At 61.3% G+C, this 24063-nt stretch carries 32 protein-coding genes and 1 tRNA gene; 11 read left to right on the top strand and 22 right to left on the bottom strand.

Annotation, left to right across the window (positions count from 1 at the left end; translation table 11 throughout):
• Nucleotides 1-36: 36 nt before the first annotated feature.
• The 8 genes from ACZ5KU_RS16950 (at nucleotide 37) to ACZ5KU_RS16915 (ending at nucleotide 7600) form a co-directional block, all read left to right on the top strand.
• Nucleotides 37-1032: an AMP-binding protein gene (locus ACZ5KU_RS16950; protein WP_464735902.1), complete on the top strand. Its 996-nt coding sequence runs from the start codon at nucleotides 37-39 to the stop codon at nucleotides 1030-1032.
• On the top strand, nucleotides 1029-1805 hold the full coding sequence (locus tag ACZ5KU_RS16945) for an ABC transporter ATP-binding protein (protein ID WP_054059300.1): 777 nt from the start codon (nucleotides 1029-1031) through the stop codon (nucleotides 1803-1805). Before ACZ5KU_RS16950 ends, ACZ5KU_RS16945 begins: the two co-directional genes overlap by 4 nt.
• Nucleotides 1805-2686: a branched-chain amino acid ABC transporter permease gene (locus tag ACZ5KU_RS16940; RefSeq protein WP_054059301.1), complete on the top strand. Its 882-nt coding sequence runs from the start codon at nucleotides 1805-1807 to the stop codon at nucleotides 2684-2686. Before ACZ5KU_RS16945 ends, ACZ5KU_RS16940 begins: the two co-directional genes overlap by 1 nt.
• A 3-nt stretch (nucleotides 2687-2689) precedes the next feature.
• Nucleotides 2690-3739, top strand: coding sequence for a branched-chain amino acid ABC transporter permease (locus ACZ5KU_RS16935; protein ID WP_054059302.1), 1050 nt, complete (start codon nucleotides 2690-2692; stop codon nucleotides 3737-3739).
• Between the two features lie 36 nt (nucleotides 3740-3775).
• On the top strand, nucleotides 3776-5116 hold the full coding sequence (locus ACZ5KU_RS16930) for an ABC transporter substrate-binding protein (protein WP_054059303.1): 1341 nt from the start codon (nucleotides 3776-3778) through the stop codon (nucleotides 5114-5116).
• 3 nt (nucleotides 5117-5119) lie between these two features.
• Nucleotides 5120-5887 (top strand): ABC transporter ATP-binding protein, encoded by a 768-nt coding sequence (locus ACZ5KU_RS16925; RefSeq protein ID WP_054059304.1) that lies wholly within the window; start codon nucleotides 5120-5122, stop codon nucleotides 5885-5887.
• A 14-nt stretch (nucleotides 5888-5901) separates the two neighbouring features.
• Nucleotides 5902-7368, top strand: coding sequence for an FAD/NAD(P)-binding protein (locus ACZ5KU_RS16920; RefSeq protein ID WP_464735901.1), 1467 nt, complete (start codon nucleotides 5902-5904; stop codon nucleotides 7366-7368).
• A 158-nt stretch (nucleotides 7369-7526) separates the two neighbouring features.
• Nucleotides 7527-7600, top strand: a tRNA-Cys gene (locus ACZ5KU_RS16915).
• A gap of 100 nt (nucleotides 7601-7700) precedes the next feature.
• On the opposite strand, the gene ACZ5KU_RS16910 is transcribed toward ACZ5KU_RS16915, so the two are convergent.
• The 8 genes from ACZ5KU_RS16910 to ACZ5KU_RS16875 form a co-directional block, all read right to left on the bottom strand.
• On the bottom strand, nucleotides 7701-8768 hold the full coding sequence (locus tag ACZ5KU_RS16910; RefSeq protein WP_054064312.1) for a tyrosine-type recombinase/integrase: 1068 nt from the start codon (nucleotides 8766-8768) through the stop codon (nucleotides 7701-7703).
• A gap of 3 nt (nucleotides 8769-8771) precedes the next feature.
• Complete coding sequence (locus ACZ5KU_RS16905) at nucleotides 8772-9008, bottom strand: DUF4224 domain-containing protein (protein ID WP_054064311.1); 237 nt, start codon at nucleotides 9006-9008, stop codon at nucleotides 8772-8774.
• A 37-nt stretch (nucleotides 9009-9045) separates the two neighbouring features.
• Complete coding sequence (locus ACZ5KU_RS16900; RefSeq protein WP_464735900.1) at nucleotides 9046-9606, bottom strand: hypothetical protein; 561 nt, start codon at nucleotides 9604-9606, stop codon at nucleotides 9046-9048.
• A 68-nt stretch (nucleotides 9607-9674) separates the two neighbouring features.
• A complete protein-coding gene (locus ACZ5KU_RS16895) occupies nucleotides 9675-10010 on the bottom strand; it encodes a hypothetical protein (protein WP_464735899.1) in 336 nt (111 codons plus the stop codon).
• A 49-nt stretch (nucleotides 10011-10059) separates the two neighbouring features.
• A complete protein-coding gene (locus ACZ5KU_RS16890; protein WP_464735898.1) occupies nucleotides 10060-10491 on the bottom strand; it encodes a hypothetical protein in 432 nt (143 codons plus the stop codon).
• A 365-nt stretch (nucleotides 10492-10856) separates the two neighbouring features.
• Nucleotides 10857-11645 (bottom strand): hypothetical protein, encoded by a 789-nt coding sequence (locus tag ACZ5KU_RS16885; RefSeq protein ID WP_464735897.1) that lies wholly within the window; start codon nucleotides 11643-11645, stop codon nucleotides 10857-10859.
• Nucleotides 11646-12186: 541 nt separating this feature from the next.
• The gene (locus ACZ5KU_RS16880) at nucleotides 12187-12372 is read right to left on the bottom strand and encodes a hypothetical protein (RefSeq protein WP_464735896.1); all 186 of its coding nucleotides are present in this window, start codon (nucleotides 12370-12372) and stop codon (nucleotides 12187-12189) included.
• Between the two features lie 410 nt (nucleotides 12373-12782).
• Nucleotides 12783-13553, bottom strand: a complete 771-nt coding sequence (locus ACZ5KU_RS16875; protein WP_464735895.1) for a phosphoadenosine phosphosulfate reductase domain-containing protein — start codon at nucleotides 13551-13553, stop codon at nucleotides 12783-12785.
• 112 nt (nucleotides 13554-13665) lie between these two features.
• On the opposite strand from ACZ5KU_RS16875, the gene ACZ5KU_RS16870 reads away from it, so the two are divergent.
• Entirely contained in the window at nucleotides 13666-13851 is a 186-nt protein-coding gene (locus ACZ5KU_RS16870) for a hypothetical protein (protein WP_464735894.1), read from the top strand.
• A gap of 20 nt (nucleotides 13852-13871) precedes the next feature.
• On the opposite strand, the gene ACZ5KU_RS16865 is transcribed toward ACZ5KU_RS16870, so the two are convergent.
• On the bottom strand, nucleotides 13872-14621 hold the full coding sequence (locus ACZ5KU_RS16865) for a GIY-YIG nuclease family protein (RefSeq protein ID WP_464735893.1): 750 nt from the start codon (nucleotides 14619-14621) through the stop codon (nucleotides 13872-13874).
• A 91-nt stretch (nucleotides 14622-14712) separates the two neighbouring features.
• On the opposite strand from ACZ5KU_RS16865, the gene ACZ5KU_RS16860 reads away from it, so the two are divergent.
• Nucleotides 14713-15357, top strand: a complete 645-nt coding sequence (locus ACZ5KU_RS16860) for a hypothetical protein (protein WP_464735892.1) — start codon at nucleotides 14713-14715, stop codon at nucleotides 15355-15357.
• 65 nt (nucleotides 15358-15422) lie between these two features.
• On the opposite strand, the gene ACZ5KU_RS16855 is transcribed toward ACZ5KU_RS16860, so the two are convergent.
• Nucleotides 15423-16532 carry a hypothetical protein gene (locus tag ACZ5KU_RS16855; RefSeq protein ID WP_464735891.1) on the bottom strand — a complete coding sequence of 370 codons (1110 nt, stop codon included), beginning with the start codon at nucleotides 16530-16532 and terminating at the stop codon, nucleotides 15423-15425.
• A gap of 59 nt (nucleotides 16533-16591) precedes the next feature.
• Nucleotides 16592-17599, bottom strand: coding sequence for a nucleoid-associated protein YejK (gene yejK / locus ACZ5KU_RS16850; protein WP_464735890.1), 1008 nt, complete (start codon nucleotides 17597-17599; stop codon nucleotides 16592-16594).
• Between the two features lie 95 nt (nucleotides 17600-17694).
• On the opposite strand from yejK, the gene ACZ5KU_RS16845 reads away from it, so the two are divergent.
• Entirely contained in the window at nucleotides 17695-18036 is a 342-nt protein-coding gene (locus tag ACZ5KU_RS16845) for a hypothetical protein (RefSeq protein WP_464735889.1), read from the top strand.
• Here ACZ5KU_RS16845 and ACZ5KU_RS16840 read toward each other — a convergent pair.
• The 11 genes from ACZ5KU_RS16840 to ACZ5KU_RS16790 form a co-directional block, all read right to left on the bottom strand.
• Nucleotides 18027-18341, bottom strand: coding sequence for a hypothetical protein (locus ACZ5KU_RS16840; RefSeq protein WP_464735888.1), 315 nt, complete (start codon nucleotides 18339-18341; stop codon nucleotides 18027-18029). The genes ACZ5KU_RS16845 and ACZ5KU_RS16840 overlap by 10 nt on opposite strands.
• 81 nt (nucleotides 18342-18422) lie before the next feature.
• Nucleotides 18423-18884, bottom strand: coding sequence for a hypothetical protein (locus ACZ5KU_RS16835; RefSeq protein WP_464735887.1), 462 nt, complete (start codon nucleotides 18882-18884; stop codon nucleotides 18423-18425).
• Nucleotides 18881-19111, bottom strand: a complete 231-nt coding sequence (locus ACZ5KU_RS16830; RefSeq protein WP_464735886.1) for a hypothetical protein — start codon at nucleotides 19109-19111, stop codon at nucleotides 18881-18883. The genes ACZ5KU_RS16835 and ACZ5KU_RS16830 overlap by 4 nt, the downstream gene beginning before the upstream one ends.
• Nucleotides 19108-19725, bottom strand: a complete 618-nt coding sequence (locus ACZ5KU_RS16825) for a lambda exonuclease family protein (protein ID WP_464735885.1) — start codon at nucleotides 19723-19725, stop codon at nucleotides 19108-19110. The genes ACZ5KU_RS16830 and ACZ5KU_RS16825 overlap by 4 nt, the downstream gene beginning before the upstream one ends.
• Complete coding sequence (locus ACZ5KU_RS16820; protein ID WP_464735884.1) at nucleotides 19709-20485, bottom strand: ERF family protein; 777 nt, start codon at nucleotides 20483-20485, stop codon at nucleotides 19709-19711. Before ACZ5KU_RS16820 ends, ACZ5KU_RS16825 begins: the two co-directional genes overlap by 17 nt.
• A gap of 7 nt (nucleotides 20486-20492) precedes the next feature.
• On the bottom strand, nucleotides 20493-21596 hold the full coding sequence (locus tag ACZ5KU_RS16815; RefSeq protein ID WP_464735883.1) for a hypothetical protein: 1104 nt from the start codon (nucleotides 21594-21596) through the stop codon (nucleotides 20493-20495).
• Nucleotides 21597-21752: 156 nt separating this feature from the next.
• Complete coding sequence (locus ACZ5KU_RS16810; RefSeq protein WP_464735882.1) at nucleotides 21753-21890, bottom strand: hypothetical protein; 138 nt, start codon at nucleotides 21888-21890, stop codon at nucleotides 21753-21755.
• Nucleotides 21887-22075, bottom strand: a complete 189-nt coding sequence (locus ACZ5KU_RS16805; protein WP_054064837.1) for a hypothetical protein — start codon at nucleotides 22073-22075, stop codon at nucleotides 21887-21889. The genes ACZ5KU_RS16810 and ACZ5KU_RS16805 overlap by 4 nt, the downstream gene beginning before the upstream one ends.
• Nucleotides 22072-22548: a hypothetical protein gene (locus tag ACZ5KU_RS16800; RefSeq protein ID WP_464735881.1), complete on the bottom strand. Its 477-nt coding sequence runs from the start codon at nucleotides 22546-22548 to the stop codon at nucleotides 22072-22074. Before ACZ5KU_RS16800 ends, ACZ5KU_RS16805 begins: the two co-directional genes overlap by 4 nt.
• Nucleotides 22549-22915: 367 nt before the next feature.
• Nucleotides 22916-23296: a response regulator transcription factor gene (locus ACZ5KU_RS16795; RefSeq protein ID WP_464735880.1), complete on the bottom strand. Its 381-nt coding sequence runs from the start codon at nucleotides 23294-23296 to the stop codon at nucleotides 22916-22918.
• Nucleotides 23297-23720: 424 nt separating this feature from the next.
• The gene (locus ACZ5KU_RS16790) at nucleotides 23721-23972 is read right to left on the bottom strand and encodes a DUF1654 domain-containing protein (RefSeq protein ID WP_464735879.1); all 252 of its coding nucleotides are present in this window, start codon (nucleotides 23970-23972) and stop codon (nucleotides 23721-23723) included.
• Nucleotides 23973-24063: the final 91 nt, after the last annotated feature.

The raw sequence follows: 24063 nt of genomic DNA, 5'->3' as shown, positions 1-24063 counted from the left end.
ACCACCGCACGCCAAACCACAGCAAGAGGTGAGCCCATGAGCGTGCACGAACTCAAGCGTCCGCCCGCGACCCTGTCGCCGCAACCGGAAACGGTCTCGATCTTCCCCGCCGCCCTCGAACAACTGCGGCACTGGGCCCAGGTCAGCCCGCTGCATAGCGCCCTGCGCCACAAGCGCCACGGCCAGTGGCACAGCTGGCGCTGGATCGACACCCTGCGTGAGGTCGAGCGCCTGGCCGACGGCCTGCGCCAGCAGGGTTTCACGGCCGATTCGCGGCTGGCCCTCAGCGGCGCCCTTGAACCCAATCTGCTGCTGTTGGCCCTGGCGGCCCATTCCATTGGCGGCCGGGTCTTCAGCCTGGCCCCGGACCTGAGTGTCGAAGCCCTCGGCCGGGCATTCTGGCGCCTGCACCCGAGCCACGGCTTCGTCGACAGCCGCCAGCAACTGCTCGACTGGATCGCCGCCGGCGATGCGGACAGCGCTCCCCGGGTGCTGATCGCCAACCAGTTGCCGGGTCGCCTGCCAGGCCTGCCACGGCAAACCGTGCTGGACTTCGCCGGCCTCTGCGGCGATAGCCCGGAACCGCGACCGATCGTGCTCTGGCGCGCACCGGCCGGCCAGCCACAACTCTGGAGCGAGGAGGACAGCGGCTGGCAGGGCGGCCTGGCAGTGGTGCTCGAGCAATGGCTGAACAGCGGCCACAGCCTGGCCTTCGCCGAAAGCCGCGACAGTGCCAGCCGTGATCGTCGTGAAGTGGCGCCGTCCGGGTTGCTGCTTTCCCCCGAGCGCCTGCAAGGCCTGGCCGACGAGATCGAACAGCGTCTGGCGCCCCAGGGCACCTGGCGCCGCCGGCTGTGCGAATGGTCGCTGGCCCATCCCGAACGCTTCGTCGCGCGCCTGCTCAAGCAGCGCGTAAGGCGCCTGCTGGGGTTCCAGCGCCTGCAATACATCTGGCAGCCGAGCCACCCCGCGAAGCTGCCGGCAACCTTCAACCAATGGCGGCTCCAGGCCCCGGGACGGAAAAGCGCATGAGTGTGGCCGAGCCGATTTTGCAGGTGCGGGACATATCCCTGTCGTTCAAGGGTGTGAAAGCCATCAACCAACTGTCGTTCGACGTCCGCCGCGGCGAGATCTGCGCGTTGATCGGGCCCAACGGCGCGGGCAAGAGTTCGCTGCTCAACCTGTTGAACGGCGTCTACCGCTTCGACAGCGGTGAGATCGTCTTCGAACGCCAGCGCTTTCGTCGTATCGATCCGCTGGACGCCGCGCGCCGCGGCATCGGTCGCACGTTCCAGAACAATGCGCTGTTCAAGAAGATGAGTGTGATCGACAACCTGCTCACCGGCCTGTCGCGCTACCAGCGCAGCCACTTCCTCGAACAGGCCCTGGGCCTGCCGCGGGCGCGGCGCGAGGCCGAGGCGTTTCGGCGCCAGGCCCAGCAGATCCTGCAGTTGCTTGAACTGCAGGGCCTGCGCGAGGTGCCGGTGGGCAATCTGTCCTATGGCTTGCAAAAGCGCGTCGAGCTGGGCCGGGCGCTGATCGCCGGGCCGACCCTGTTGCTGCTGGACGAGCCCATGGCCGGGATGAACGCCGAGGAAAAACAGGAAATGGCCCGGTTCATCGCCGGGGTCAATCGCGACCTCGGTACCACCGTGGTGCTGATCGAACATGACATGGGGGTGGTGATGGGCCTGTCCGATCACGTGGTGGTGCTCGACTACGGGCGCAAGGTCGGCGACGGTACGCCGGCCGAAGTGCAGGCCAACCCGGAGGTGATCGCCGCCTACCTGGGAGCGGTGCACTGATGGCCTTCTTCCTGGAAACCCTGCTCGGCGGCCTGCTCGCCGGCACCCTGTATTCGCTGGTCGCCATCGGCTTCGTGCTGATCTACAAGGCCAGCGGGGTATTCAACTTCGCCCAGGGCTCGATGCTGCTGTTCGCCGCGCTGACCTTCGTCAGCCTGCACGAGCGTGGCGTGCCCTTTGCCCTGGCGCTGCTGCTGACGGTGGCGGTGATGGTGATCGGTGCGCTGCTGATCGAACGCCTGGTGTTGCGGCCGCTGGTCAACCGTTCGCAGATCACCCTGTTCATGGCCACCCTCGGCCTGTCGTTCATTGTCGAGGGCCTGGCCCAGGGGCTGATGGGCTCGCAGGTGCGGGCGCTGGACCTGGGCATCGACGACGTGCCGCTGTTCGTCCACGGGGTGATGCTCAGCCAGTTCGACCTGATCGCCGCGGCCACCGCGCTGGTGCTGGTGGTGGTGCTCGCGCTGCTGTTCAACAAGACCCGCATCGGCGTGTCGCTGCGGGCGGTGGCCGACGACACCCAGGCGGCGCTGTCCATCGGCATTCACCTCAATCGCATCTGGCAGATCGTCTGGGCGGTGGCCGGGGTGGTCGGCCTGGTGGCGGGGCTGCTCTGGGGCGCGCGCCAGGGCGTGCAGTTCTCGCTGTCGCTGGTGGTGCTCAAGGCGCTGCCGGTGCTGATCATCGGCGGCTTCACCTCGATCGGCGGGGCCATCGTCGGCGGGCTGATCGTCGGCGCCGCCGAGAATCTCGCCGAGGTCTATATCGGCCCGCTGATCGGCGGTGGCATCACCCCCTGGTTCGCCTATGTCCTGGCGCTGGTCTTCCTTTACATCCGCCCGGCCGGCCTGTTCGGCGAGCGGGCCATCGAGCGAGTCTGAAACATGTCTGTTCCCGTGATCACTGAAACGGCACCCTGGGTGCTGGTTGAACGGCGCCTGCCGTGGAGCCTGATCGGCCTGTTGCTGCTGGCCTTCGGCGTAGTGCCGCTGGTGGGCAACGACTATTGGCTCAGCGCGATCCTGATTCCGTTCCTGGTGCTGTCCCTGGCCGGCCTGGGTCTCAACCTGCTGACCGGCTACACCGGGCAAACCTCGGTGGGCGCGGCGGGCTTCATGGCGGTCGGGGCCTTCGCCACCTACGGGTTCCTGCTGCGCCTGCCGGAGCTGGGCCTGCCTGTCGCGCTGCTCGGTGGCGGGGTGATCAGTGCGCTGGTGGGGCTGCTGTTCGGCCTGCCCAGCTCGCGGATCAAGGGCTTTTACCTGATGGTCACCACCCTGGCGGCGCAGTTCTTTTTGGAGTGGCTGTTCGTCAAGTTTCCCTGGTTCTACAATTACGGCTCCTCCGGGACCATCTCCGCGCCGAGCCTGAGCCTGTTCGGCCAGGACCTGAACACGCCGCTGGGGCGCTACCTGCTGACTCTGGTCACGGTACTGCTGCTGACCTGGACCGCGCGCAACCTGGTGAACAGCCAGACCGGGCGCAACTGGATGGCGATCCGCGACATGGACACCGCCGCCGCCGTGATCGGCATCCCGGTGGCACGCTACAAGCGCCTGGCGTTCGCCGTCAGCTCGTTCTACCTCGGCATCGCCGGCGCGTTGTGGGCCTTCGCCTACCTCGGGACGGCCAGCGCCGGCAGTTTCGACATCAATCGTTCGTTCCAGATCCTGTTCATCATCATTATCGGCGGCATGGGCAGTATCGCCGGCAACTTCATCGGCGCGGCTTTCATCAGCCTGCTGCCGATCCTGCTCAGCCACCTCGGCCAGGCCCTGCTGGGCGGTGCGGTGGATGCCGGGCAATTGCAGAACCTGCAGAAAATCATCTTCGGCGTGCTGATCATCCTGTTCCTGGTCAAGGAACCGGAGGGGCTGATCCGCCTGCTGGGCAATACCCGCGACCGGCTGCGCCACTGGCCGTTGCGCTTCTGACTTCCCGACCCGACATCCCTGGAGACCGATTCGACCATGCGTGCATTGTTCAAGCGTTCACTGACCGCCACCGCCCTGGCCCTGAGCATCCTCGGTGCGGCGGCACCCCTGGCCCAGGCCTCGCCGGACCAGCAGTTCTTCCCCTTGGCCACCTACCGGGTCGGCGCCTACGCCTCCAGCGGCGTGCAGGTGTGGGCGGGGATGATCGACTACCTCAACTACATCAACGAGGTCGAGGGCGGCATCAACGGCGTCAAGCTGGTGTGGCAGGAGTGCGAGACCGAGTGGACCGCCGAGAAGGGCATCGAGTGCTACGAGCGCTTCAAGAACGGCCTGGATGGCGCGCCGGTGGCGGTCTACCAGCCGAATGGCGCGCCGGCGGCCTATGCCTTGAGCGAGCGCGCGGAAGTCGACAGGATCCCGCTGATCACACTCGGCTACGGGCGCACCGAAGCCACCGACGGCAAGGTGTTCCCCTACAACTTCCCGGTGATGCTGACCTTCTACAGCGAAGCCTCGACCCTGGTGAACTACATCGCCCAGCGCGAAGGTGGCTTCGACAAGCTCAAGGGCAAGAAGATCGCCACCGTCTACCACGACTCGGCCTACGGCCGTGAAACCCTCGGCCCGCTGAAGTTGCTGGCAGAGAAGTACGGCTTCGAGAACATCCAGATCCCGGTGGCCGATCCCGGCAACGAGCAATCGGCGCAATGGCGCCAGGTGCGCCAGCTCAACCCGGACTGGGTGTTCCTGCGCACCTGGGGCGTATCGACCCCGGTGGCGGTCAAGACCGCCGCGCGCTTCGGCTTCCCGGTCGACCATATCATCGGCGACATCTGGGCCAGCTCCAGCGAGGACGTGCTGCCGGCCGGCGCCGCGGCCAAGGGCTACCTGGCGCTGACGCCGTACCCGGCGGGGACTGACTTCGAGATCCACAAGCGCCTCAAGCAATACATTCTCGACAAGGGCAAGAGCGACCTCAAGGACCTGAGCAACTTTGGCAGCGTGTACTACAACTCCGGCCTGGTGAACGCCGCCATCGCCGTGGAGGCCATCCGCACCGGCCAGGGCAAGTTCGGCAAGCGGCCACTGCACGGGGAGGAGGGCCGTTGGGGTCTGGAACACCTGGATATCGACGATGCCCGGCTCAAGGCCATGGGCTTCTACGGCCTGATGCAGAACCTCAAGCTGTCCTGCAGCGACCACGAAGGCGGCGGCTCGGCGCGGGTGCAGCAATGGGATGGCGCGCACTGGAGCCTGGTCAGCGACTGGATCGCCGCCGACCGCGCCCTGCTGCGGCCATTGATCGACGAAAAGTCGGCGGCCTTCGCCAAGGAAAAGAACCTGACCCCGCGCACCTGCGCGGCAGGCGAGTGAGCCATGGGCCAAGCGGCGATTGAAACGGGCTTGGCGCCACTGCTGCAGGTCGAGGACATCGAGGTGATCTACGACCGCAGCATCCTCGCGGTGTCCGGTGTGTCCCTGAGCGTGCCGCGGGGCGGCATCGTGGCCTTGCTCGGTGCCAATGGCGCCGGCAAGAGCACCACCCTCAAGGCCATCTCCGGGCTGGTACGCGCCGAGCGTGCGCAGGTGACCCGCGGCGGCATCCACTTCCAGGGCCGGGACAGCCTGGCGGTGGAGCCCAACCAGCGCGTGCGCGACGGCCTGGTGCATGTGCTGGAGGGGCGCCACGTGTTCGGCCAACTGACGGTGGAAGACAACCTGCGCAGCGGCGGTTTCGTCCGCGGCCTCAGCCGCCGTGAGCTGCAGGACGACCTGGAACGGCTGTATGCCTGGTTCCCGCGTTTGAAAACCAAGCGCAAGACCCAGGCCGGGCTGACCTCCGGTGGCGAGCAGCAGATGGTCGCCATCGGTCGGGCGCTGATGACCCGGCCGACTTTAGTCTTGCTCGACGAGCCATCCATGGGCCTGGCGCCTATTATCGTGGAAGAGATCTACGAGATCGTCGCCCAGCTCAACCGCGAGCAACAGGTGAGCTTCCTGATTGCCGAACAAAACATTAACGTAGCGTTGAAATACGCCACTCGCGGCCATGTGCTCGACACTGGCCGGGTGGTGCTCAGCGGAACGTCGGACGAATTGCTGGCCCGGAGCGACCTGCAGGATTTCTACCTGGGCAGGCACTGACAAGAGAGCGAAGAATGAGTGAAGTCCTGAGCGGACAGGCGACACACGCCATCCCGCCGGCAGCGGAGCAGGCTGACGTACTGATCGTCGGCGGTGGCTTGAGCGGAACCATGCTGGCGGTGCAGTTGCTGCGCCTGCCGGGGCGGCGGCGGGTGCTGATCGTCGAACCGCGGGCCGAACTCGGCCGCGGCGAAGCCTACAGCGCCACGGAACTGGGCCACACCTTGAACGGCAACGCGGCGCGCATGAGCGTCGACCCGGACAACCCCGACGACCTCACCCAGTGGCTCACGGCCTATATTGCCCAGGGCGGCTGGCCGGAGTCGGACCAGCAGCACGTGCCGGTCAGCGAACTGTTCATGCCCCGGGGCCTCTTCGGCCTCTACGTGCAGCAACGCCTGGCCGAGGCGCGGGAGCAGGGCGCGGCCTGGGGCTCGACCGCCGAGCATGTGCACGGTGAAGTGGTCGACCTGCACAGCGACAGCGACGGAGTGCGCCTGATACTGGCCGATGGTCAGCCGTTGCACGGCGCCCATGCGGTATTGGCGACCGGCATGTTCCCGGCCTCGCGCACCCGCCAGAAACAATCCAGCGGCCTCAACGCCGCCGCCGTCGACCCCTGGGACGTCGCCACCCTGTCGCGCCTCGACCCTCAAGGCACGGTCCTGATCATCGGCTCCGGCCTGACCATGGTCGATGCCGTGGTCTCCCTGGAACAGGCTGGCCATCGCGGGCCGATCCGCGTCTTCTCCCGCCACGGCCTGCTGCCCCATGTTCGCCGCCAGCCGCCGACCTGGGTCGACTTCCTGGCGGCTGACCACAGCCTTCGCAGCCCGTTGCAACTGCTGCGCGAAGTGCGCCGGCAGTGTATCGAGGCCATTGAGGCCGGTATCGACTGGCAGGCGCCCCTGGACACGGTGCGTGCCCATATCGGCCGGTTATGGAGCCAGGCCACCGACGTTCAGCGCCGGCAGTTCGTGCGTCATGTGCGGCCCTGGTGGGAAAGCCATCACCACCGCTCGCCGCCGCTGAGCGCCGAACTGGTGGAGCGCCTGCACAGGGAAGGGCGGTTGACCATCGAGGCGGCTTCGCTCAAGGGGCTGGGCGACGTGCGGGATGGGCAGGTGAGCATCATCATCCGGCCACGGGGCGAGTCACAGACCGTGACCGTCAGCGGTGTAGGCCTGATCAACTCCACCGGTATCGAATACGACTGGCGCCGGGTGGATCGTCCGTTGCCGCAGCAACTGCTGGCGCGCGGGTTGATTCGGCCCGGGCCATTGGCCCTGGGGATTGCGGCGGATGCTGGTGGTGCGGTGGTGGATGGCGAAGGCGATGTTTCGACACGGCTGTTCGCCATGGGCCCGCCGTTGCGTGGCATGTGGTGGGAGAGCACGGCAGTGACCGACGTGGCGATCCAGGCCAAGGCCCTGGCCGCGCGGCTGGTGCAATTGGCGGCTCGGGAGCAGGGTGAGGGCTGATCCAGAAAAATAAAAAATATTTAGAATTCAGGGGGTTGCCAGTGTCATTCAACTAGGACATAATGCGCGCCATCAGCACGGACGGCAACGTAGCGATCGCTGAAGAATCAAGGAGTTGCGGCAGGCACCGCTTGCAAGGGCGCTCGATTCGACCCTGAGGCCGAGTAGCAAAATGGTTATGCAGTGGATTGCAAATCCATCTACGCCGGTTCGATTCCGACCTCGGCCTCCACTATTCAAAGCCCCGTAGATTAGCGTCTACGGGGCTTTTTCTTTGCCTGCGATATGGCAATCGCTTCCGCAAATAAATGCATCGCTTCCGCATCGTAGGTTCATTTGGTTGGGCTGACGATCTCGCCAACGCGACGATAGACCTTCTTCGTCATCTCTTCCTTCGAGTGCCCAAGCAGTCGACTTGCGTGCCCGATGTCCTCGATTTCGCTCGCTGCTTTTGGTCGGATATCCCGGAACTGGAATTTCCTGATCGTCGCCGCCAGCTCATCATCACCATCCGCCGCAGCCATGGAAGCAGCCTTTTCTCGAGCCTCGTCCCACCGGTTGCGCAGCATCGGGTAGCTCATTCTCAAACCAGACTGATTGGTTATCAGGATCGAGTTTTTGATTCCGGCCAGGTTCTTCCTTTCGAGAAGCTCGTCGATGAATCGGCTCAAGGCTGATTCCGACTCGCCATCGTGCAGCCGAATTCGCAGGCGCTTTTCCGTCTTTCCCTGGACGATGCTCAGGAATCCATTGTTTAGGTCGAGGCTCGATGTCTTGATGACGTCGCTTGGCCGCTGGCCAGTCAGGTAAGCCAGGTCCATGGCATCCTTCAGCTCCTGAGGCGCCACGGCATAAACCGCATCCCACACAGCCTCGCCGGCGTAGAAGTCGCGTGGCACCTCCTTGTTTCGACGCAGGCCCAGGCAGGGATTCGCCTGCGTCGTGAAGCCCCATTCGCGGGCGTGCGTAAAGATCGTGGAGAGCAGGGCAAGTTCGCGGTTTGCCCGAACCTTCGCGGTCCTGCCATCCCTGTACTGGGCCAGCACTTGAGTCGTAATCGCTTCAACTGGCGCGCCGCTGAACGCTTCCCTCAGTTTCTTCAAGCCTTTCGTGTAGTCGTCCCGCGTTCCCTTCTTCAGGCCAGGCATTACCCTGCCTTCATACTCGTCGAAAAGACGGTCCATCAGATGAACAGGCTTGGGCACGGCCTTCCTGTCGAGTCGAGCCCATTCGACCTTCGCCTCATCGAGGTTCGTCCCCAAAGGGGTTTCAACCCTTTTCCCCTCTGGGGTCTTGCCGCAATAGTAGTAACACGTCAGGACCTTCCCGCTTTTCAACGTCCGTATCCGCCGAATCATTCTCGGCGGCAGGTCTAGATTTGCCGCCTTCCTCCTTGCCATCGCTTAGCTCACCCTCGAAAGATCCAATGTCCATGTTTCTGCTACGGCGTTTGTGGCCGAGGGCTTCACGCCGGCCAGCTTCAGGCGGGCATACACCCGACCGACCACTGGGCGCCTGGCGCCAGTCAGCACGTACTGCCATCCGTTGTTGGCAAGCCATGCAATCTGTTTCCCAGGCAGGTGATACCCGGTGATCGCCGCGAGCTCTTCCTCGGCGAGCGTTTCGCTTTGAATTTCCATGTTTGTCTCCAGGCCGCCGGCGGCGGCAGATGTGTATTCAGGACATCAGCACGTCGTACACGACTTCCCAGAGCCGTGAGGCTGGCCACTGGTAGCGGTCGAAGTTGGTGTCGGGAGCGATGCCATAGAGGCAGGTCGAGTGGGCACCGAGGGGGTGCTCGGTGTGTTTCTGTATGACAGTTGCCACGCGACCATCGCCACCTGGTTCTGTGCGGTGATACTCGTAGGCTTCGACGTAGTAGGTGTTGAAGTGGCTGCTGGCTTCAATCGACGATGTGCGTTCGTGAAGCAAGTTGGCTCGCCCGTCAGGTGTCCACGGTCGGCCTCCGCCGGCCTGGCGCTTACCTTCGTGCAGATACAACACAAATTCCCCGTCGACATCATTCAGCAACCGGTAGCTGTGGTTTATCTGAGTTCCGATCAGTACCTTGGACGTGAAACTGAAGCGATGGTCGTGAATGGCCGAGTGCTCGAAGCAGGCTCGCCGTGGAAGTTCGGGATGCCAGACATGCAGGCGCTGATCGCCCTGTAGTTGCACCTGCACGAAGCCCAATCCGTGCAGGGTGATTTTGTCGGTCATGACGTCGTCGATGATCATGGCAATAGGGCTCCTGGCCCGCACGGTGGACGGCGGGCTGTTTGTGAGGGGATGGAATTGCTGAGGGTTTATGGCTTCCAGCTTCTGCCAACGCGGAAAACCATCATCATGTTGTGATGGAGGGGGACTTTGAGAACGTGGTCGAAGAACTCACCCTTCCCGGAGATGAACCCCGTTTGCACCTTGCTTTCTGAGGCCCCGAACTCCCGCCAACACTCCTCGCCACCGTTCTCTTCCCAGTAGGCGCGCTCTCGTTTCGGAATCTCGTCGTAGGTTTTATAAAACACAGAGCTATCGGGAATATCGCAGATCCGGCGCCATGCCGGATGGCGCCTGCACCACTCAGCGGCATGCCGGGAGGCCTGATCGACAGAGTAAAATTCTCTGGTGCTGTGTTCGCTCATGGCCTTGGCCCCCTGTAGACCAGGTAGGCCATGTAGGCGAGGGCGATCATCAGCATTCGCTCCAGTTCATGCCCTGGATGAATTCGCAAGGAACCATCAGGCGGTCAGGTGGAACGGTGCTCTCAGTCCGAGTATCGCCGAAATACGCGATGGCGGCCTGGGCTCGTTCAAGTGAAAGCTGGGCATGTCGGATCTGCCAGGACTTGCGCTGCTTGTAAGAGCGCAGCGCCAGAGCCTTGTCGGTGTATGCGAATCGCCGTCCGTACTCCCCGCCATCCTTCAGTACGCGCTTGCGGTGCTGCTTCAGCAGGGATTCACGTTGCGAGCCTCTGAATAGGTTTTCGTGGAACTCATCAACGATGTACCAGCACTGCTCGGTTTCACCGATGACCACGTACTTCTTGCAGGTGACTTCCAGGCCTTTCGGGTCGAGCTCGTCGACGTAGCGATAATGGTCCGGGCCAAGCTTTTTCTTTTCCATGGGCGCACTTGTCCTTGCCGCTATGCCGCGGCTGAAATGGGGGGGTAGAGGAGTTACAGCGGAAGGAGTACAAATGTACTCCTGATAGGGAAATGAATACGAAACGTCTGACATTCTGGTGTGGCTTTACCACTTTGATGTCATAGTGGCTCCACAGGAACATCGACTCGTAATTCCGAGTCAGTCCTTTGGGGGCATCTGTCCAATGTGTAGCAAAGATGATTTTCGGTTAAACGCTCACCGACACCTCCTTGATTTGGAGGCCTGCAACTCAAGACTGATGGTTTTGATCGCATCGGACGAGGTGGAGGGCGTTCTCTGGGATGCTGCAGTTGAGTGTCACCGTAGGTCCTTTGATTCCTGGCTCAGCTTTTTGATTTCAAGTCCCACCCTTGGGTATCCAGTTGATACAGGGGTAGTCTCTCTGCTTTAGTTGATTGGCGCGCTCGGCTCTGCGCTGGCGGCCTGGCTGCTCGCTCAGGGGCTTCGATGTTCAGGATTTGGAATAGCTCCGGCCCAAATTCGCCAAGCACGCCTTTGGCGATCAAGTGGTTGCGCAGGCGATCGAGGAGCGCCTCCCGCTCGGCCAGCATCTTCACGCCCAGGGCGGCGGTGTCGTTGGCGATGCGCAGGTCTGACTTCAGCAACTCGACCTCGCCGCTGCTTGTGGACTTGGGAGGATCGAGCATCGGCAGCCAGCCGACCGGACTCCCCTTGCCCTCGGTGAAGTGGTCGTGATCCCAGCACCAGCCGGCGAATTGCCAGCGATCCTCGCCGTCGTTGTCGAAGTTGTTGGCGCCAATGGTGGCAGCCTGTTCCTCGTCTTCGGTCGAGTGGTCGGTGAATTCGACGAGCAGGCGCAGCATGGAGCCGTCACGCGGCGCGGTCTCCATGTCCCGCCAGCCTGGGTTGTGATCCTCTTGCGCACCGCAGTTGGTGCAGACGAGAAGGAACTCTCCGTCGTCGGTCCATTCGTGATCGCAGCCCACCGGTTTACCCTGGTGATGGTCGACGGCCTGCTGAAAAACAGCTCCAGCTATCAGCTCGCAGCCGATCTCATGGAGGGCCTGGACGCCTTCCAGAGCAGTGGTGAGGGAATTTTCGGTGAATGTCAGCGATTTCTCGGTGTTGCTGGATTGGTTTTCTGTGGGCATGGGGATACCTCGCTGGGCGACACCCAGTCGGTGGTTGTTTGAAGGGATCAGCTACAGTTGAATGGTCATTCGCAGGGAGGTGGATATGAGCATTGCTGTATGTGTTGTGTGCAATGGGAGCGCTGACAAGGCTTTTCCGGTAGGCAACTTCTACGACTTCAAATGTCCGTCATGTGGCCGTTACTCGGTAAACCGACATCTGCTTAAGGATATGCAGAAGGCTAATCGTGTTTTTCATACAGTCAGAACTCAGCAATACCTGGCGACGCAATCAAGATCAGGACAAGCACCCGTAGTTTCCCAGCCCGAGGCATCAATACATGACCTGATAGTTGATCGCTCGCAGAACAGGTGATCGCATTACGGTGCGATTTCGCCAGCGTCGATTTTGCGAAGCTCGATCACCTCGATCTTCTGCGAGCCGTCGGTGATCACCCAGCAGGGGAGGTCGAGGTTTTGGAAGGTCCCGCGGTAGTTTCGGTAGGCGCCCAGGGCTGCCTGGTTGAAGCAGTCGGCAGCAACCTTTCCGACAGGGATCGGTTTACCCCCCCATGAGGGTCAGATCGAAGACGGTGACGTTCTCAATCCGCTTTGCGGCGGCCCGAATGGTGTTTGGCGCGAGCTTGAATTCCTCGGCCACCTGTTTGACGTGCTTGCACATCAGGGCGTCGTAGATTGCCTGGTCGCGCTGGCCGTTTCGCAGGCCAGCGTAAATGACTGCTTGCATGGTGATCTCCAGGGCATACGCCTCCCTCGCCGGGGTGGCGTGATTAGGGTTTATGGGCTATTGGTTGATGGCTCGGCATAGGGCCGAAGGAGAACAGGAATGACCGTGAAAACTTACCGAGTCATTGAAGAGCATGTATTTCGTGTCGAGGGCCTGGACCACCTTGTTAAGGGGCGCGTCTCTTACTCTGAAGACTTGCCGCCTCACGTGGGCCGCTACTACTGGGAGATCAGCCACTTCTGCAGGCCTTCACCTCAGGCCGCCACCGTTTACTACCCGTCGACGAGAAACAGTCAAACCCTGGATGAGTGCAGGTCACACTTGCTTGCATACGGGGCGACCTTTACGACCATTGATGTAACTCCTGCTCATGATTACTAGGGGCGTCCAGCTCAGTAGGTTATGACCTCTCAGGCAGCCAGCTCGACCAGTGGGACCCGACTCATGTGCATGGTGTAGCCGGTTCGCTTTTCCAGCGCGTCGTACTGCTGCAGCAGCTCTGGCTGATGTTTGGCGCCGTTCCTCAGGTCGCTCTTGCTTGCCATGATGCAGAACACGCAGCTCAGGCGATCATTGCCCAGGGCATAGGCGTAGTGCGGCTTCTGTCCGGCCGCTGCGATCCCGGCGAACACCTCATCGGTCTTCATCTCATGCACCGGCAGCCACTCGTACCAAGTCAGGACTGAGTTGCTGATCGACATTCGACTGAACACCTTGCGCTTGGCCCGTCCAGGTGATTCCTGAGCACGCAGCCCCAAGCAGTTGATGATGGTTTTGAAACCGTTCGCCTTGGCGTACCGGCGCACCTCGCGCTGTATCGGGCCGCGCTTCAGGTCGCTGGTGCATTGGCGCGTCGACGCAGAGGGCCAGCTCGGAACCTCGGGCCGGCTCTCGAATCGACGTTCTACCATCTCCAGCAGGGTCTTTGTTGCCTCGGCGACAATGAACGGCAGCTTGTCCTGCGCCGCCTGGTCACGGGCCAGCTCCATGGCGCCCGGCCATTCCATCGGACCCAGTGATGCGTGCACCACCAGGATGTTGCTGGCCGGCACCACCTTGAGCAGGTTGATCAGCAGGATCTGGCTGTCTTTTCCGCCGGAGTGGTTAGCTACGAACAGAATGTCAGGGGCGGTGAACTGCGTGACGGTTTCGGCTGTGGGGGCAAGCTCGTTGTTTTCCATAGGCATCCAGGCGCCTGCCGACACCGGCTGGCGTGATTCGTTGAAGTGGGCTATTGATTGATGGCCGGCATGGAGCCGGGGGAGGGGCAGGGCTGTGAGTGAACTGCGGAAGATGACCCAGACAGAACTATCGGAGGCTCTCGGAATATCTGAGAGCGAGGTGTCCCGATACATTGCTGACAATGAACCAAAATCAGACGGAACAGGGCACTGGGTGTTCTTCTCGATCCATGCCCCCAAGGAGGTCCTTTTCCGCTTTGGGGTTGGCGCTGACTATCGGCTTGAGTTGGACAGGTAGATTTTCTTCCGATTGGCACTCTATAGCAGCACCGCCTGGGCGGCATGTGCCGTCGCCGCTGATGGCCGAACGGTGTTGAACCCGGTCTCTACCGCCGACAGCGTGTCGACCCAATAGGCCTCCCGCTGGGTGATGTAGGTCGCCCGGTCCTTGCACTCGTCTGGATAGACGATCACCTCGAGGACCGAGAATTCCCAGTCGGTGATGTCCGTGCTGCCCAGGGCCGTGTGGAACTTGCACTCGCTGGGTTTGCTCAGGTGTTGCCACCAGCGAAGGGTGAACGGCTGGGTGGTCTGGCCGACGTAGACTCGGCCGGTAGACTTCTGCCGCACCTGGTAGATCACCGGCGGTGACCGGCCCTCGCTCGCCAGGCGGAACTCCGAAAGCTCACGCCCGACCGCGGCCTTCTGGCACGCCTCGGTGCAGTAGTCGTGGCTCTTCGTCTCTGTATAGGGGTCGTTGTACTTGTCGATCAGCTTGAACACCGTGCCGCACTCCTTGCACGCCTTGTCCTCGAACCGGCTCAGGAGGTAGGTGTCGTGCTCGCCGATCTGCTGGATGTGCAGCAGGTACTCGTTCTGCTCCATGTCCTTCTTCAGCACCCGCATAGGGAACTTGCGCTGGTACATCTCTTCAACGGCGCCACGGGCACCCTTGCTGTCGCTTGCCTCAACCATACCGCTGAACACTGGTGGCCAGGACCAGTGTGTCTCGCCGAACGTATTCGTGGCCGGGTACCGGCCTTTGATCTGGTAATAGAACTTTGTCATGGGTGCTCCATGCGGGCGCCGCCCGCGCCGGGTGGCGGTCATCTTTGAAATGCGGTGATATGCTTCCCGGCTTTCTTGCAGGGGAAGCAAAATGGACAGGGTCGTGCTAGGGGGATGTCTGCTGTTGGTGTTGTTCGGGCTTGCGATAGGCCTCGGCATGCAAACTTCGCAAGACACTTCAACCCAAATTAGAGCTGCATTTGAGCTGTTGAGCTTTCTAGCTACTTCCGTTACTGCGGTAGTAGCCGTCATCGCGCTCACCGGTTGGCGTTCGCAGTTCAAACACACCGAAAGGTTCAAAGCGCTACGGGAACTGAAGGATGCGGCAACCTCGTTACATCTTTTCAGGGCTTACCTATTGGCGCTTCAGGAGAGGTGCTATTGCCTACTTAAAGGCGCCTCCGCTGAAGACATTGAGGTGCGTCGAAATGCAGAGGATGAGGCTCGCCGGAGATGGCTTGAAGTATTGGAAATTTACAATAGGGCATGGAGCACGGCGTTAGTTTTTTTAACTACTGCCGAAGCAGAAAATTTTGTCGGATCTTCAAACGTTTTTAACAAGCGATCGGTTGATGATCCCATCAAAATAGCCATGCTATTTGCCGATGCTGCAGAGAGTGGGAGTGAGCAGGAGTTCTTTTTAGGGGCACGTGACGTTACTGAATCTGCTCGGCACCTATATGCCTCAACCAGAGCCGAGCTTGAGCAAATGTTGATGGAAAAATTCCGCCCTTAGTTTACCGCGGCACCGTTCGGCTTACTCACTGAACGGGTAGCGTACTCTCGGGCGTCGCAGGAGGGTCAGGCGACATTCCGAACCGGTACGGCGCGGAGGTGGTCTTTCTCGTCGGCATCGCCCAGGTAGGGCTTCAGCTCTGCGCGGGTATACTTGCCAGCCTTGTTCGTGTCGCTGGTGTAGCCGCTGTAGCTCGGACCGAAGTAGGCCCCGCCGTGGCGGTCGCTCCAGATCATGTACAGCGCCTGGTCAGGCGGGAACAGGATGTTCTTCAGAACCTCGGCGCGTTTGAAGTCCAGCTCGGCCGCTGCCTTGGACATCAGTGTCTCCAGACGCTTCCGCCGCCGAGTTAGGTTCGTTTTAACCATGGGCAGCTCGGGTGGCACTGTATGAAGTTCACCGCACCAGAGGTTGGTGTAGCTGTACGGGCCGGTGATGACCCACCACATGTTGTTGATGTTGTAGAGCGCCTGGCCACGCTGCCAGCGGCCTTTGTGATCGGTAAACCAGACGGTTTGCCCATGCTCGAGCACAGAGCCATCTGCTGACTCCACATTACCGCTCATCCACGAGCCGGCCTTGTATTTGTCCCAGTCGACCCCTTTGAAGTGCATGCTGCTTTCGTAGTGGAGTTGGACGCGCTCCAAGGCGGTGAGGTGGCCTGGTCCGACTTTTCGCTCATGCTGGCGCATCCACTCCTCGTCGAAGTAGTAGCCGCTGAACACGTTGCAGAGATAGGTGCGAATGCGTCGGCGGGTACGCTCCATCTCCAGGCGCATGACGTAGGGCATGTGCATTTCCTTATCGCGCTGGTACCGACCGTCATGGTCGGGACGATCAGGTGCATTCACGTTCTGGAACATCTGGAAGGTGATCGTCGCGCCAGACAGCTTCAGATCGGCCTTGAGGTCTCCCTTGCTGCACAGACGCTCGTTGCGCCGGAAGTTCTCCGCGATACCGTAATGGTCGGGTTTGTCGCGCTCACGCAGCTCTGGCATGGCGCAGGTCCAGCCCAGGCGGTTCAGGGTCTGCACTATGCGCTTCAGCACCTGGTTGCGATACTCGCGCTCCCAAGCCTTCTCTTGATCCCATGACTGACGACCAGGGTGCTGCTCGCGGATGATGATCTCGGCATCTCCGAAGATGATGCTGGCGCTGCGGTTGATCTGTGGCATAGGTCTTTTCCCATTCAGTTGCCGCCCGCGCAGGGCGGTCGGAGAGGGTGATGTGGTGCTTACGCGGTGGCCCGTTTGAGCTGGTCGATCAGCGGGGTGGGCAGGCCGGTCAGTAGCAGGCTGCCGGCGTCTGCGTCGAACTCGACTTTGTTGCCGAGCAGGTGCTGCTCGAAGCTGATCGACAGGCCTTCGATGCGGCCGGTGAAGCGGCGGAAGTCGTTGATCGTCTTCTTGTCCGCGGGAATCTCCGGCGACAGGCCGTAGTCCTTGTTCCGGATGAACTCGGCGAAGTTGGCCGGGCGGTCCTCGTCCAGCAGGGCAGACAGCTCCTCCAGGCTGACCTTGGAGCCGATCTTGCCCTGGGCCGAAGCGTAATCGACCAGGGCCTGGGTTTTCTCGCGGGCGTCGTCTTCGGCCAGGTCCTCGCTCTCGACGAAGTCACTGAAGGCCTTGAGCAGGGTCCGGGTTTCGCCGGCGGCGTCGATGCCCTCGGTCATCCCGATGAAGTCTCGGAAGTAGGCGGTGGCGCGGCGACCGCCCTTCGGCTTGATGAACGAGATGTACTGCCTCGATGCCGGGTTGTTCTTCCACTCGCTCAGGTTGATACGGGCGGCGAAGGAGAGGGCGCTGGCGTCGAGATGGCGGGACACCGCGACTGTGAGGTCGTGGGCCACGGCCACCGTCTCAACCTGCTGCAGGATCGCGACCGACAGGTAGTCCGTCATGCCCTGCCTAAAGTGGGCGAACAGGACGTGCCCGCCGGTGGAAAGGTTCGACTCTTCCAGCAGCTTGGTCAGGTGCTCGGCCGCGGTCCTGGTGAATTCGACGAAGCCCACCTCGTCGGCGGTGAACTTGCTCAGCCAGCCGCTGAACGGGTATGCGCCGGATTCGGCGTGAAAGAAGCCCCATGCCTTGCCCTGCTTGGCGTTGTAGTTGCCGTTCAGATCGAACATCAGGTTGTCCATCGCCTGGGAGTCGGGCAGTTTGTCGTTCGCCAGGTGCAGCACCGCTGGGCTGCCGTCCGGCTTCTTGTCGATCTGGTGGATTACCGCGTTGAGAATGGGCATGGGGTTTCCTCCGGCGCCTGGTCGGCATGGTGGCAATTTGGGTTTGGATGGGGTATTACGAGAGAGGAGGATCAGGCCTAATCAGAGGAACAAAAATGGCTGTTCAAACTTTCTCGAATGGAAGCTGGAAGAAAGCAGACACACATATCACCGTTGTCGTTTTCGAACGTCGTAAGTACGCTCGGGTGGACTGGGATTTTTTTAGGCTACCTGAGGAGAACGATCAGTTTTTCAGGGATCATGCTGAAGAGCTCTTGGAGGCCGTAAAGCAGATTTACCTTGAGTACGCTAACGACAAGTCTGTTTTCGATGGCAACGGATTGGTAGGAAAAATGGAAGACTTGCTGATCGAAAGCGCGCACTTGGCCGCCCAAAAGGTGTCCGCTTTGTTTGACCACTACACACTGCTTCGTGAATCGCAAAATCCTTATGCTTGATCGCAATCAAGGCCTAACGCTCGCCTCGCTCGGAAATTTTCCAGTCTTAGCGCTACGGACGGTGACACCGTAATTTCGTGGTGCGGAGGCGTGAGCAGCGGAAGCGCTCCACACGGTCCAAGCGCATGTAGGTGATGAATCATCAGCGTCATCGCCTCGCCCTGTTCCTCAATACCGGCCCACGCCATCAGTTCCAGCAGGGCCTGCTTAGTCCCTGGTCGAACCTTCAAGCGCAGGTCTTCTTCCTGCAGTGCTGCCGACTTGTTGCGCCGGCGCCGATCGCGCTCGGCCTGGGCCATAGCCATCGAGAACCTCCTGTAAGCCGCTGGGCGGCAGGTGAATGTGCAACTGGCTTCGACGCTGCTGCACTCGGTTGTTGATTCGCCTCATGCTGCGACCTTGGCCTGGCGCCAGGCGCCAACCGAAGCCAACAGCGATGACAGTTGCGCTTCCGTTACTGTCCTTTCGCCGGGGACGGCCAGCCAGCCCATGCCTACCAAGTGAATCGGATTGCAGTCGGCCTTCACCTCTTTGTAGAAATGCTCAAGAACATCCGAAAGCCTTTCCACCATGTGCACGCCGTCCGGCTTGATGTCGATTGACTTGATGTACTCGGTCCCATCCTGGCGAATGCATATGCCGGCGATGTATATCGTCCAACGGTGCGCAATGTCGCAGAGGGCGTCGGAAACCGGTATCGAAAGGATCTGCTTGCCGTTCTTCCAATTGATCATGATCTGAAGGCCGCTTGGGTCAATGTTGATCACGGCGGCATGGTTGGTGTTGACCAAGGCCCGCATGCTGCGCTCGATCTGGACTCGCCGATTGCATGGCTTGCGCTTGCTCATAGGGCGTCCGCCATCTTGCGCAGGGCCTGGCGTTCTGCCGGGCTTGGCCGGCGGCGCTTGCGCACCAGGACAGTGTCAGGGTCGATCCGCGAACTGCGGGCCGGCAGCGGGGCAGTGCGGTAGGTCGGCAACTCAGTGGCGCAACCTCCTGACGCGAAGAAGGCAGCTTTCGCTGCCTCCAGTTTGGCCTGGCGCTCGTCGCCGGCCAGGATGTAGTTGTCGGTCATGCTGCAATTCCTAGAACGCGGTTCATGCGATCGTCGAGAATTTCGTAGAAGGTCTTCACGCGCTCGGAAAGCTTCCGGATCATCGCCTCGTCGCGATAGACGCGCTTGACGAACAGGGGCATCCCGGGCCAGTAGCTGATGAAGTCCAGCCATTCGCGCTCGGAAACCCACAAGCCACCCTGACACTGGGCCATATGCTCTTTTGGCACCTCGCCAGCCAGGATGACGCTGACTTGGAATTTCGGCAGCTTGGTCTTGATCTCCGTGAGCCCACGATCTCCGACCAGAGCGTCGGGCGAGTACCCTATGCCGTGATTGAGGATAATCCCGGCTGGCTGGGTCTTGATGCCTTCGAGGTCTTCGTAAAGCAGGCGAGCTGTGCCCTCGAGTTCATGACCACGGATCGTCGCCTTGGTCTGAAATGGAATTTCTGCTGCCTCCTCGGTGATACGCTCACCGATCAACTGGTCCATATAGGTGAAGGCGGCCACGCCGAAGCCCGCTTCACCTTTTCCGGCGACCAGCAGGCAATCCAGTTCGGAGCAGGTGATGATCCCCAGTCGCAGGGCGAGCCATTCCGGAGTTCCTTGCTCAACGTCAGTGATTATCTGCATTCTGCGTCTCCTCGGTTGCCGATTCGTTCTGCTTGGCGGACTTGGTGAGCATGCCGAGCACTTGGTCAAAGGCCGCCTTCTCGACGGCTGATGGGGTGCCGTGGATGTTGGCGAAAGTGGCCTTGGCCTTTTCGCTGCAACGCTCGAGCAGCATCGCCAACTGTGCTGCCTGCACAGAGGTAACCCTAGGCGTCACAACTGCGCCGTTGCCGTCATCATCCTCGCCGGTGGTGGTGAAGTTGAGCAGTGCACCGGCGGTGTACCGCTTCCCGTAACTCACGCTCGATGCCACGGCCTGGACGCCGTTCTTGCTTCCGGTGGTGTCGGCGGGCAGCACAAGCGAAGTCGTTTCGCGATGGCCGGCGCGATGACTCAGCACCCCCTCTACCTCGATGCCGCGCTCACTGCGTGGCGTGCGGAAGGAAAGGGCGAAGCCGTGGCGGGCAAGCACCGGCTTGATCATCTCGTTGATGTCCTCCCACAGCGCGTAGGTGCTCTGGATACGACCGTTCTTGTCCTTGATGCCGCCGCGCTCGCCAATGACTGGCAGCTCCTCCTGCATCGCGGCGAGTGCCTCGTCATACTGCTGCTTGGCCTGCTGCGCTTGGATGTTCTGGTGCATGACCATCAAGCGCTCCATCTTGTCGATGTCGGCGCTCGGTGACATGGCGACCTGCTGGATAATCTGCAGGATGGTGACCGACTCGGTAGTGACGGTCGGCGCCTGAGAAATGGGCTCGACCCTGGATACATTGCTCATGGCAACCTCAGTACTGGATGGTGATGTTGGGGATCTTGCGCTGGGCGATCAGGGTGACAGCCTGCTTGGCACACGCTTCCGGCATGCCGCCGGCGATGAACGCCTCCAGGGCGGCGCGATTGACGCTGCGACGGTGGGCCTCGTCGGCTTCGCGGGCGTTCTGCTGGCGGATGATTTCGTCGGCAGCCTCCTTGGCGCGACGCTGCTCATCCAGACGGGCCTGCTCGGCTGCTTGTTCGGCCCGGCGCGCAGAATCCAAGCGCTCCTGCTCGGCCCGTTGCTCCGCTGCGATACGATCAGTCTCGGCCTGCTGCCGTGCACGCTCGGCTTTTTCGGCCTGCAGCTTCAATTCCAGCTCGCGATGCTCAGCGGCCTTCTGCGCTTCATGTTCCCGTCGAGCAGCTGCATCGCGCTCGGCTGCGGCAAGTTCTTCTGCCTCTCGCCGGGCGCGCTCTTCTGCTTCCCGTGCGATCTGCGCCTCACGATCAGCTTTCTCTCGGGCTTCGGATTCAGCGCGAAGCCGGGCCAGTTCCGCCTGCTCGGCTTCGTATTTCTGCCGGGAGATCAACGCGGCTCGTAGCGCACTCAGCACTTGGTCCTTCACCTGACCAGCCTCAGCGGCGAATTCTTCCCAAGCATCGCCCAGGGCGACAGCCTCGATGCTTCCGATTCGGGCCAGCAAATCCTCGCTGGTCAGCGAGCCAAGCTCGGCGCCTTGAGCCTTCAACTGCTCAATTGCCTGCTCATGCTTGGCGACCCGTGCGGCTTCTGCTTCCTCCCACTCGGTCAGCGGTCGGCGAGTCTCGTCCCGCAGGGTGTCCATCTTGGTCACGAAGTCCCGAAGCTCAGCCTCGACGACCTTGGGCAGCTCCTTCAGGTGGCGCAGATAATCGCGCCCGGGCTTTTCAACTGCAGACTTAGACTTACTGACCTTTGCTGCCAGGCTGGCGATGCGCTCACGACCTTTGCGGGTGGTCAGGTCTGGCACCTCGCCTGTCACCTCGGCCTTCACCTTGTCGAAGAAAGGGAGCAGTCCACCGGCAACGTAAATTGCCGGGGCGTTGGCGGCCGAGATGTCGTCAATCGAGATGACTTGCTGTGCTGCGGACATGAGGATTCCTTGCTGCGCCTGGCGCAGCGATAGAATGGGTTGGTTACTGGGTGACGCGATCAGCGAGAGCGCTGAGGAGCATCAAGAAGGTGAAGAGGGCGAGGGCGGGGAATGAGCCGCGCCAGATCATGAGGCGCCGTCGGCGCTGGGCCTGGGTCATGCCGCCACCTTGCAAGTCCAGCGGCCGGCGAGCCGGCAGGGCTGCTCAATCCATTTCACGTCCGCCAGGAGCAAGAAGCCCCGATTTCTCAGGGCTTCGGCGATTCCTGCGAACGATCCGGCGATGATGGTCATGCCGTCTCCTTGCGCCGCAGAATCAGCATTAGGCGCTTGCAGTAGTGGTTAAACTCTTCGGTCGTTATCGCGCCGTCGGTGAACAGTCGCGTGATGAGGCCCTGTACCAGGAGCTCGTTCTCGTCAGGGCAGTCATCATCTTCCAGGCCCTCAAGAGCCTGATCGATCAGAATGTGCGGGCTCAAAATCCGCACTCCCGTTCAAGGCGGTCCTGCTCCTGCTGTGCTGCCACTGCCTGTTCGGCTTGCGGCTTCAGCAGCTCTACCGCGATCTCCTTGAGCGCCTGCTTGCCGCCGACCAGGTAGTTAGCCAGATCGAGCAGCGAGCCAGCACTGGCGAAGCCCGAGGCGGCGATGACGAGTTGGCCAAGGGCGTCTTGCTCATCCAGGCCATCAATCTGGCGCTGGTTGACGTGGTCCTGCACTGCTTTCGCGAAGTGGGCCTGGGTGACCTGGCCTTTGTCGCCGGGCCGGTAGCCCCAGTCGACTCGGTAGCCGGCCAGCAGCCGGTCGGCATTGGCTTCGATCCACTCGACCTCGGCCAGATCGTCCTCACTGACCGGAGGCGGTAGTCGGTTTTCATACTCAAACTGGGCTTTTCGTAGCGCTGACATAGTCGCCTCCAGGGTGGCGGGTTGTTCACCTGTATTCGTCAGCACTCATGCCTCCTGCTGTTTGCCGATGGGCCCAGGGCGAGTGCTGACGGGTAGAGGCGGGGAAGGAGAAGATTTGTCGCTGCTATATTTGGAGCAGGTCTTCGGTGCCGAGGAGAGTCAAATGAGCTGGGATGAAAGCAGGTTCAAAGCCACATGCAGCGATTGTGACTATGAAGGTGTTCAGGTCAGTCGCTTAGATGACCGGGGCGTACAGAGACGCGTTGGGAGGGCTTCAATACCGTGCCCGCAAGCGATTACGAGTACTATCGAGGGCGATCCGAAGCACTCGTGCCAGTTTGTAAATGCGGGAGCAAGAACATCACTATCGGGCAAGCAATTCCCGAGTGACGGTGATCGTCGATATCGGCGCTCAACCCACCAGTTCATGGCTTTCGGCGCGGCGCACAACCCGGACATGGGCCACACGCCTATCCGGCGCTCGGCGGTCCCGGCGCATTTCGTCGTCGCTGATCAGCGAATGAATGGCGATAAGTGCGGCCAGGATGAAGCAGGCCGGGGTGATGATCTGGCGCTTCATGGCCTCGGCCACCAGGGCCGTGCGCCGGGTGACGCCCATCTTGAACATGGCGTTGGTGAGTCGCTTCTTGACGGTACCGGCTTCAATGCCGGTTTCCCGGGCAATCTCCTTCGAGGTGAAGCCCTGGGCGATCCACAGTAGAAACTGCAGCTCCCGCGGCGCCAGTCCGCGACCCAAGTGACCCTTCCATGCGCCGTTGGTGATCGTGTCCATCGTGATGACTCCCGGTTGATTTCCCGTCTGGCCCTCGCGAGAAGGCCAGCCAGTGAAATCTGTATCTCCGCACCCGCTTGCCGGGTCATTCGCTCAGTTCGGTCAACACCTCGTCCGCCGTCGCAGTGGTCTGCGCGTGGGCAGGCTTTCGGGCCTGTCGGATCGCCGGTCGCCAGTAGAGGCAAGTGCGGTTTTGTTCATCGGTTTACTGTCCTCCCACCGATGGAGCCGGGAGTGACCTAACCGGCTAGGCCGGGTAGTCGGGCATGGCGCTGGTTGTGTAAAGAGCGGCGCAGCTTTCGCTGCTGGCCGGCGGGGTGGGTGCTGGCTTGAGGTGAAATATAGGAGTTCCCATATTTGTCGTCAATGGGTATTCCCATATTTTTATGGGAGGCGATAAAAAGCCCGCACTGAGCGGGCTCATTTATGCGTCGCAGTACTCTCGCCATCCGATCCTGACCTGGTCGGTTCCCAGGGCTTCCACTCTCACGCCGGCGGTCTCTCTGATCTCATCGAGCAGGCGCTGCCAGTCCTCCGGGTTTTCGTGCTCAAGCCTGGCGACCGTCACCGCCTGGACTTTCTGGACTTTGGGTGAGGTGATCAGCATTTGCAGGCGCCGGCCTACAGCCTCGTATGACGAGGCAGATCTTGTGGTGGTAAAACCGAGGTGCGACATGTGGTACTCCTTACCAGTACTGTATAAATAAACAGTATTGGTAAGGACGGCAATTGGCAATGGGGCGTGCTAAATATTTATGCGTTTATGC

Source organism: Pseudomonas sp. Tof1, from assembly GCF_055390395.1.
The sequence above is the reverse complement of the archived record's forward strand: the minus strand, read 5'-3'. Positions and strand labels throughout refer to the sequence as shown.

What these genes read in the sequence shown, in the direction of transcription:
- ACZ5KU_RS16900 (WP_464735900.1), bottom strand. Translation starts at nt 9,606, where the DNA reads ATGATCATCGACGACGTCATGACCGACAAAATCACCCTGCACGGATTG.
- ACZ5KU_RS16925 (WP_054059304.1), top strand. Translation starts at nt 5,120, where the DNA reads ATGGGCCAAGCGGCGATTGAAACGGGCTTGGCGCCACTGCTGCAGGTC.
- ACZ5KU_RS16910 (WP_054064312.1), bottom strand. Translation starts at nt 8,768, where the DNA reads ATGGCAAGGAGGAAGGCGGCAAATCTAGACCTGCCGCCGAGAATGATT.
- ACZ5KU_RS16895 (WP_464735899.1), bottom strand. Translation starts at nt 10,010, where the DNA reads ATGAGCGAACACAGCACCAGAGAATTTTACTCTGTCGATCAGGCCTCC.
- ACZ5KU_RS16845 (WP_464735889.1), top strand. Translation starts at nt 17,695, where the DNA reads ATGGCTGTTCAAACTTTCTCGAATGGAAGCTGGAAGAAAGCAGACACA.
- ACZ5KU_RS16920 (WP_464735901.1), top strand. Translation starts at nt 5,902, where the DNA reads ATGAGTGAAGTCCTGAGCGGACAGGCGACACACGCCATCCCGCCGGCA.
- ACZ5KU_RS16940 (WP_054059301.1), top strand. Translation starts at nt 1,805, where the DNA reads ATGGCCTTCTTCCTGGAAACCCTGCTCGGCGGCCTGCTCGCCGGCACC.
- ACZ5KU_RS16820 (WP_464735884.1), bottom strand. Translation starts at nt 20,485, where the DNA reads ATGAGCAATGTATCCAGGGTCGAGCCCATTTCTCAGGCGCCGACCGTC.
- ACZ5KU_RS16950 (WP_464735902.1), top strand. Translation starts at nt 37, where the DNA reads ATGAGCGTGCACGAACTCAAGCGTCCGCCCGCGACCCTGTCGCCGCAA.
- ACZ5KU_RS16885 (WP_464735897.1), bottom strand. Translation starts at nt 11,645, where the DNA reads ATGCCCACAGAAAACCAATCCAGCAACACCGAGAAATCGCTGACATTC.
- ACZ5KU_RS16930 (WP_054059303.1), top strand. Translation starts at nt 3,776, where the DNA reads ATGCGTGCATTGTTCAAGCGTTCACTGACCGCCACCGCCCTGGCCCTG.
- ACZ5KU_RS16825 (WP_464735885.1), bottom strand. Translation starts at nt 19,725, where the DNA reads ATGCAGATAATCACTGACGTTGAGCAAGGAACTCCGGAATGGCTCGCC.
- ACZ5KU_RS16860 (WP_464735892.1), top strand. Translation starts at nt 14,713, where the DNA reads ATGGACAGGGTCGTGCTAGGGGGATGTCTGCTGTTGGTGTTGTTCGGG.
- ACZ5KU_RS16890 (WP_464735898.1), bottom strand. Translation starts at nt 10,491, where the DNA reads ATGGAAAAGAAAAAGCTTGGCCCGGACCATTATCGCTACGTCGACGAG.
- ACZ5KU_RS16945 (WP_054059300.1), top strand. Translation starts at nt 1,029, where the DNA reads ATGAGTGTGGCCGAGCCGATTTTGCAGGTGCGGGACATATCCCTGTCG.
- ACZ5KU_RS16835 (WP_464735887.1), bottom strand. Translation starts at nt 18,884, where the DNA reads ATGAGCAAGCGCAAGCCATGCAATCGGCGAGTCCAGATCGAGCGCAGC.
- yejK (WP_464735890.1), bottom strand. Translation starts at nt 17,599, where the DNA reads ATGCCCATTCTCAACGCGGTAATCCACCAGATCGACAAGAAGCCGGAC.
- ACZ5KU_RS16795 (WP_464735880.1), bottom strand. Translation starts at nt 23,296, where the DNA reads ATGGACACGATCACCAACGGCGCATGGAAGGGTCACTTGGGTCGCGGA.
- ACZ5KU_RS16870 (WP_464735894.1), top strand. Translation starts at nt 13,666, where the DNA reads ATGACCCAGACAGAACTATCGGAGGCTCTCGGAATATCTGAGAGCGAG.
- ACZ5KU_RS16905 (WP_054064311.1), bottom strand. Translation starts at nt 9,008, where the DNA reads ATGGAAATTCAAAGCGAAACGCTCGCCGAGGAAGAGCTCGCGGCGATC.
- ACZ5KU_RS16790 (WP_464735879.1), bottom strand. Translation starts at nt 23,972, where the DNA reads ATGTCGCACCTCGGTTTTACCACCACAAGATCTGCCTCGTCATACGAG.
- ACZ5KU_RS16865 (WP_464735893.1), bottom strand. Translation starts at nt 14,621, where the DNA reads ATGACAAAGTTCTATTACCAGATCAAAGGCCGGTACCCGGCCACGAAT.
- ACZ5KU_RS16880 (WP_464735896.1), bottom strand. Translation starts at nt 12,372, where the DNA reads ATGCAAGCAGTCATTTACGCTGGCCTGCGAAACGGCCAGCGCGACCAG.
- ACZ5KU_RS16855 (WP_464735891.1), bottom strand. Translation starts at nt 16,532, where the DNA reads ATGCCACAGATCAACCGCAGCGCCAGCATCATCTTCGGAGATGCCGAG.
- ACZ5KU_RS16815 (WP_464735883.1), bottom strand. Translation starts at nt 21,596, where the DNA reads ATGTCCGCAGCACAGCAAGTCATCTCGATTGACGACATCTCGGCCGCC.
- ACZ5KU_RS16935 (WP_054059302.1), top strand. Translation starts at nt 2,690, where the DNA reads ATGTCTGTTCCCGTGATCACTGAAACGGCACCCTGGGTGCTGGTTGAA.
- ACZ5KU_RS16830 (WP_464735886.1), bottom strand. Translation starts at nt 19,111, where the DNA reads ATGACCGACAACTACATCCTGGCCGGCGACGAGCGCCAGGCCAAACTG.
- ACZ5KU_RS16810 (WP_464735882.1), bottom strand. Translation starts at nt 21,890, where the DNA reads ATGACCATCATCGCCGGATCGTTCGCAGGAATCGCCGAAGCCCTGAGA.
- ACZ5KU_RS16840 (WP_464735888.1), bottom strand. Translation starts at nt 18,341, where the DNA reads ATGGCTATGGCCCAGGCCGAGCGCGATCGGCGCCGGCGCAACAAGTCG.
- ACZ5KU_RS16875 (WP_464735895.1), bottom strand. Translation starts at nt 13,553, where the DNA reads ATGGAAAACAACGAGCTTGCCCCCACAGCCGAAACCGTCACGCAGTTC.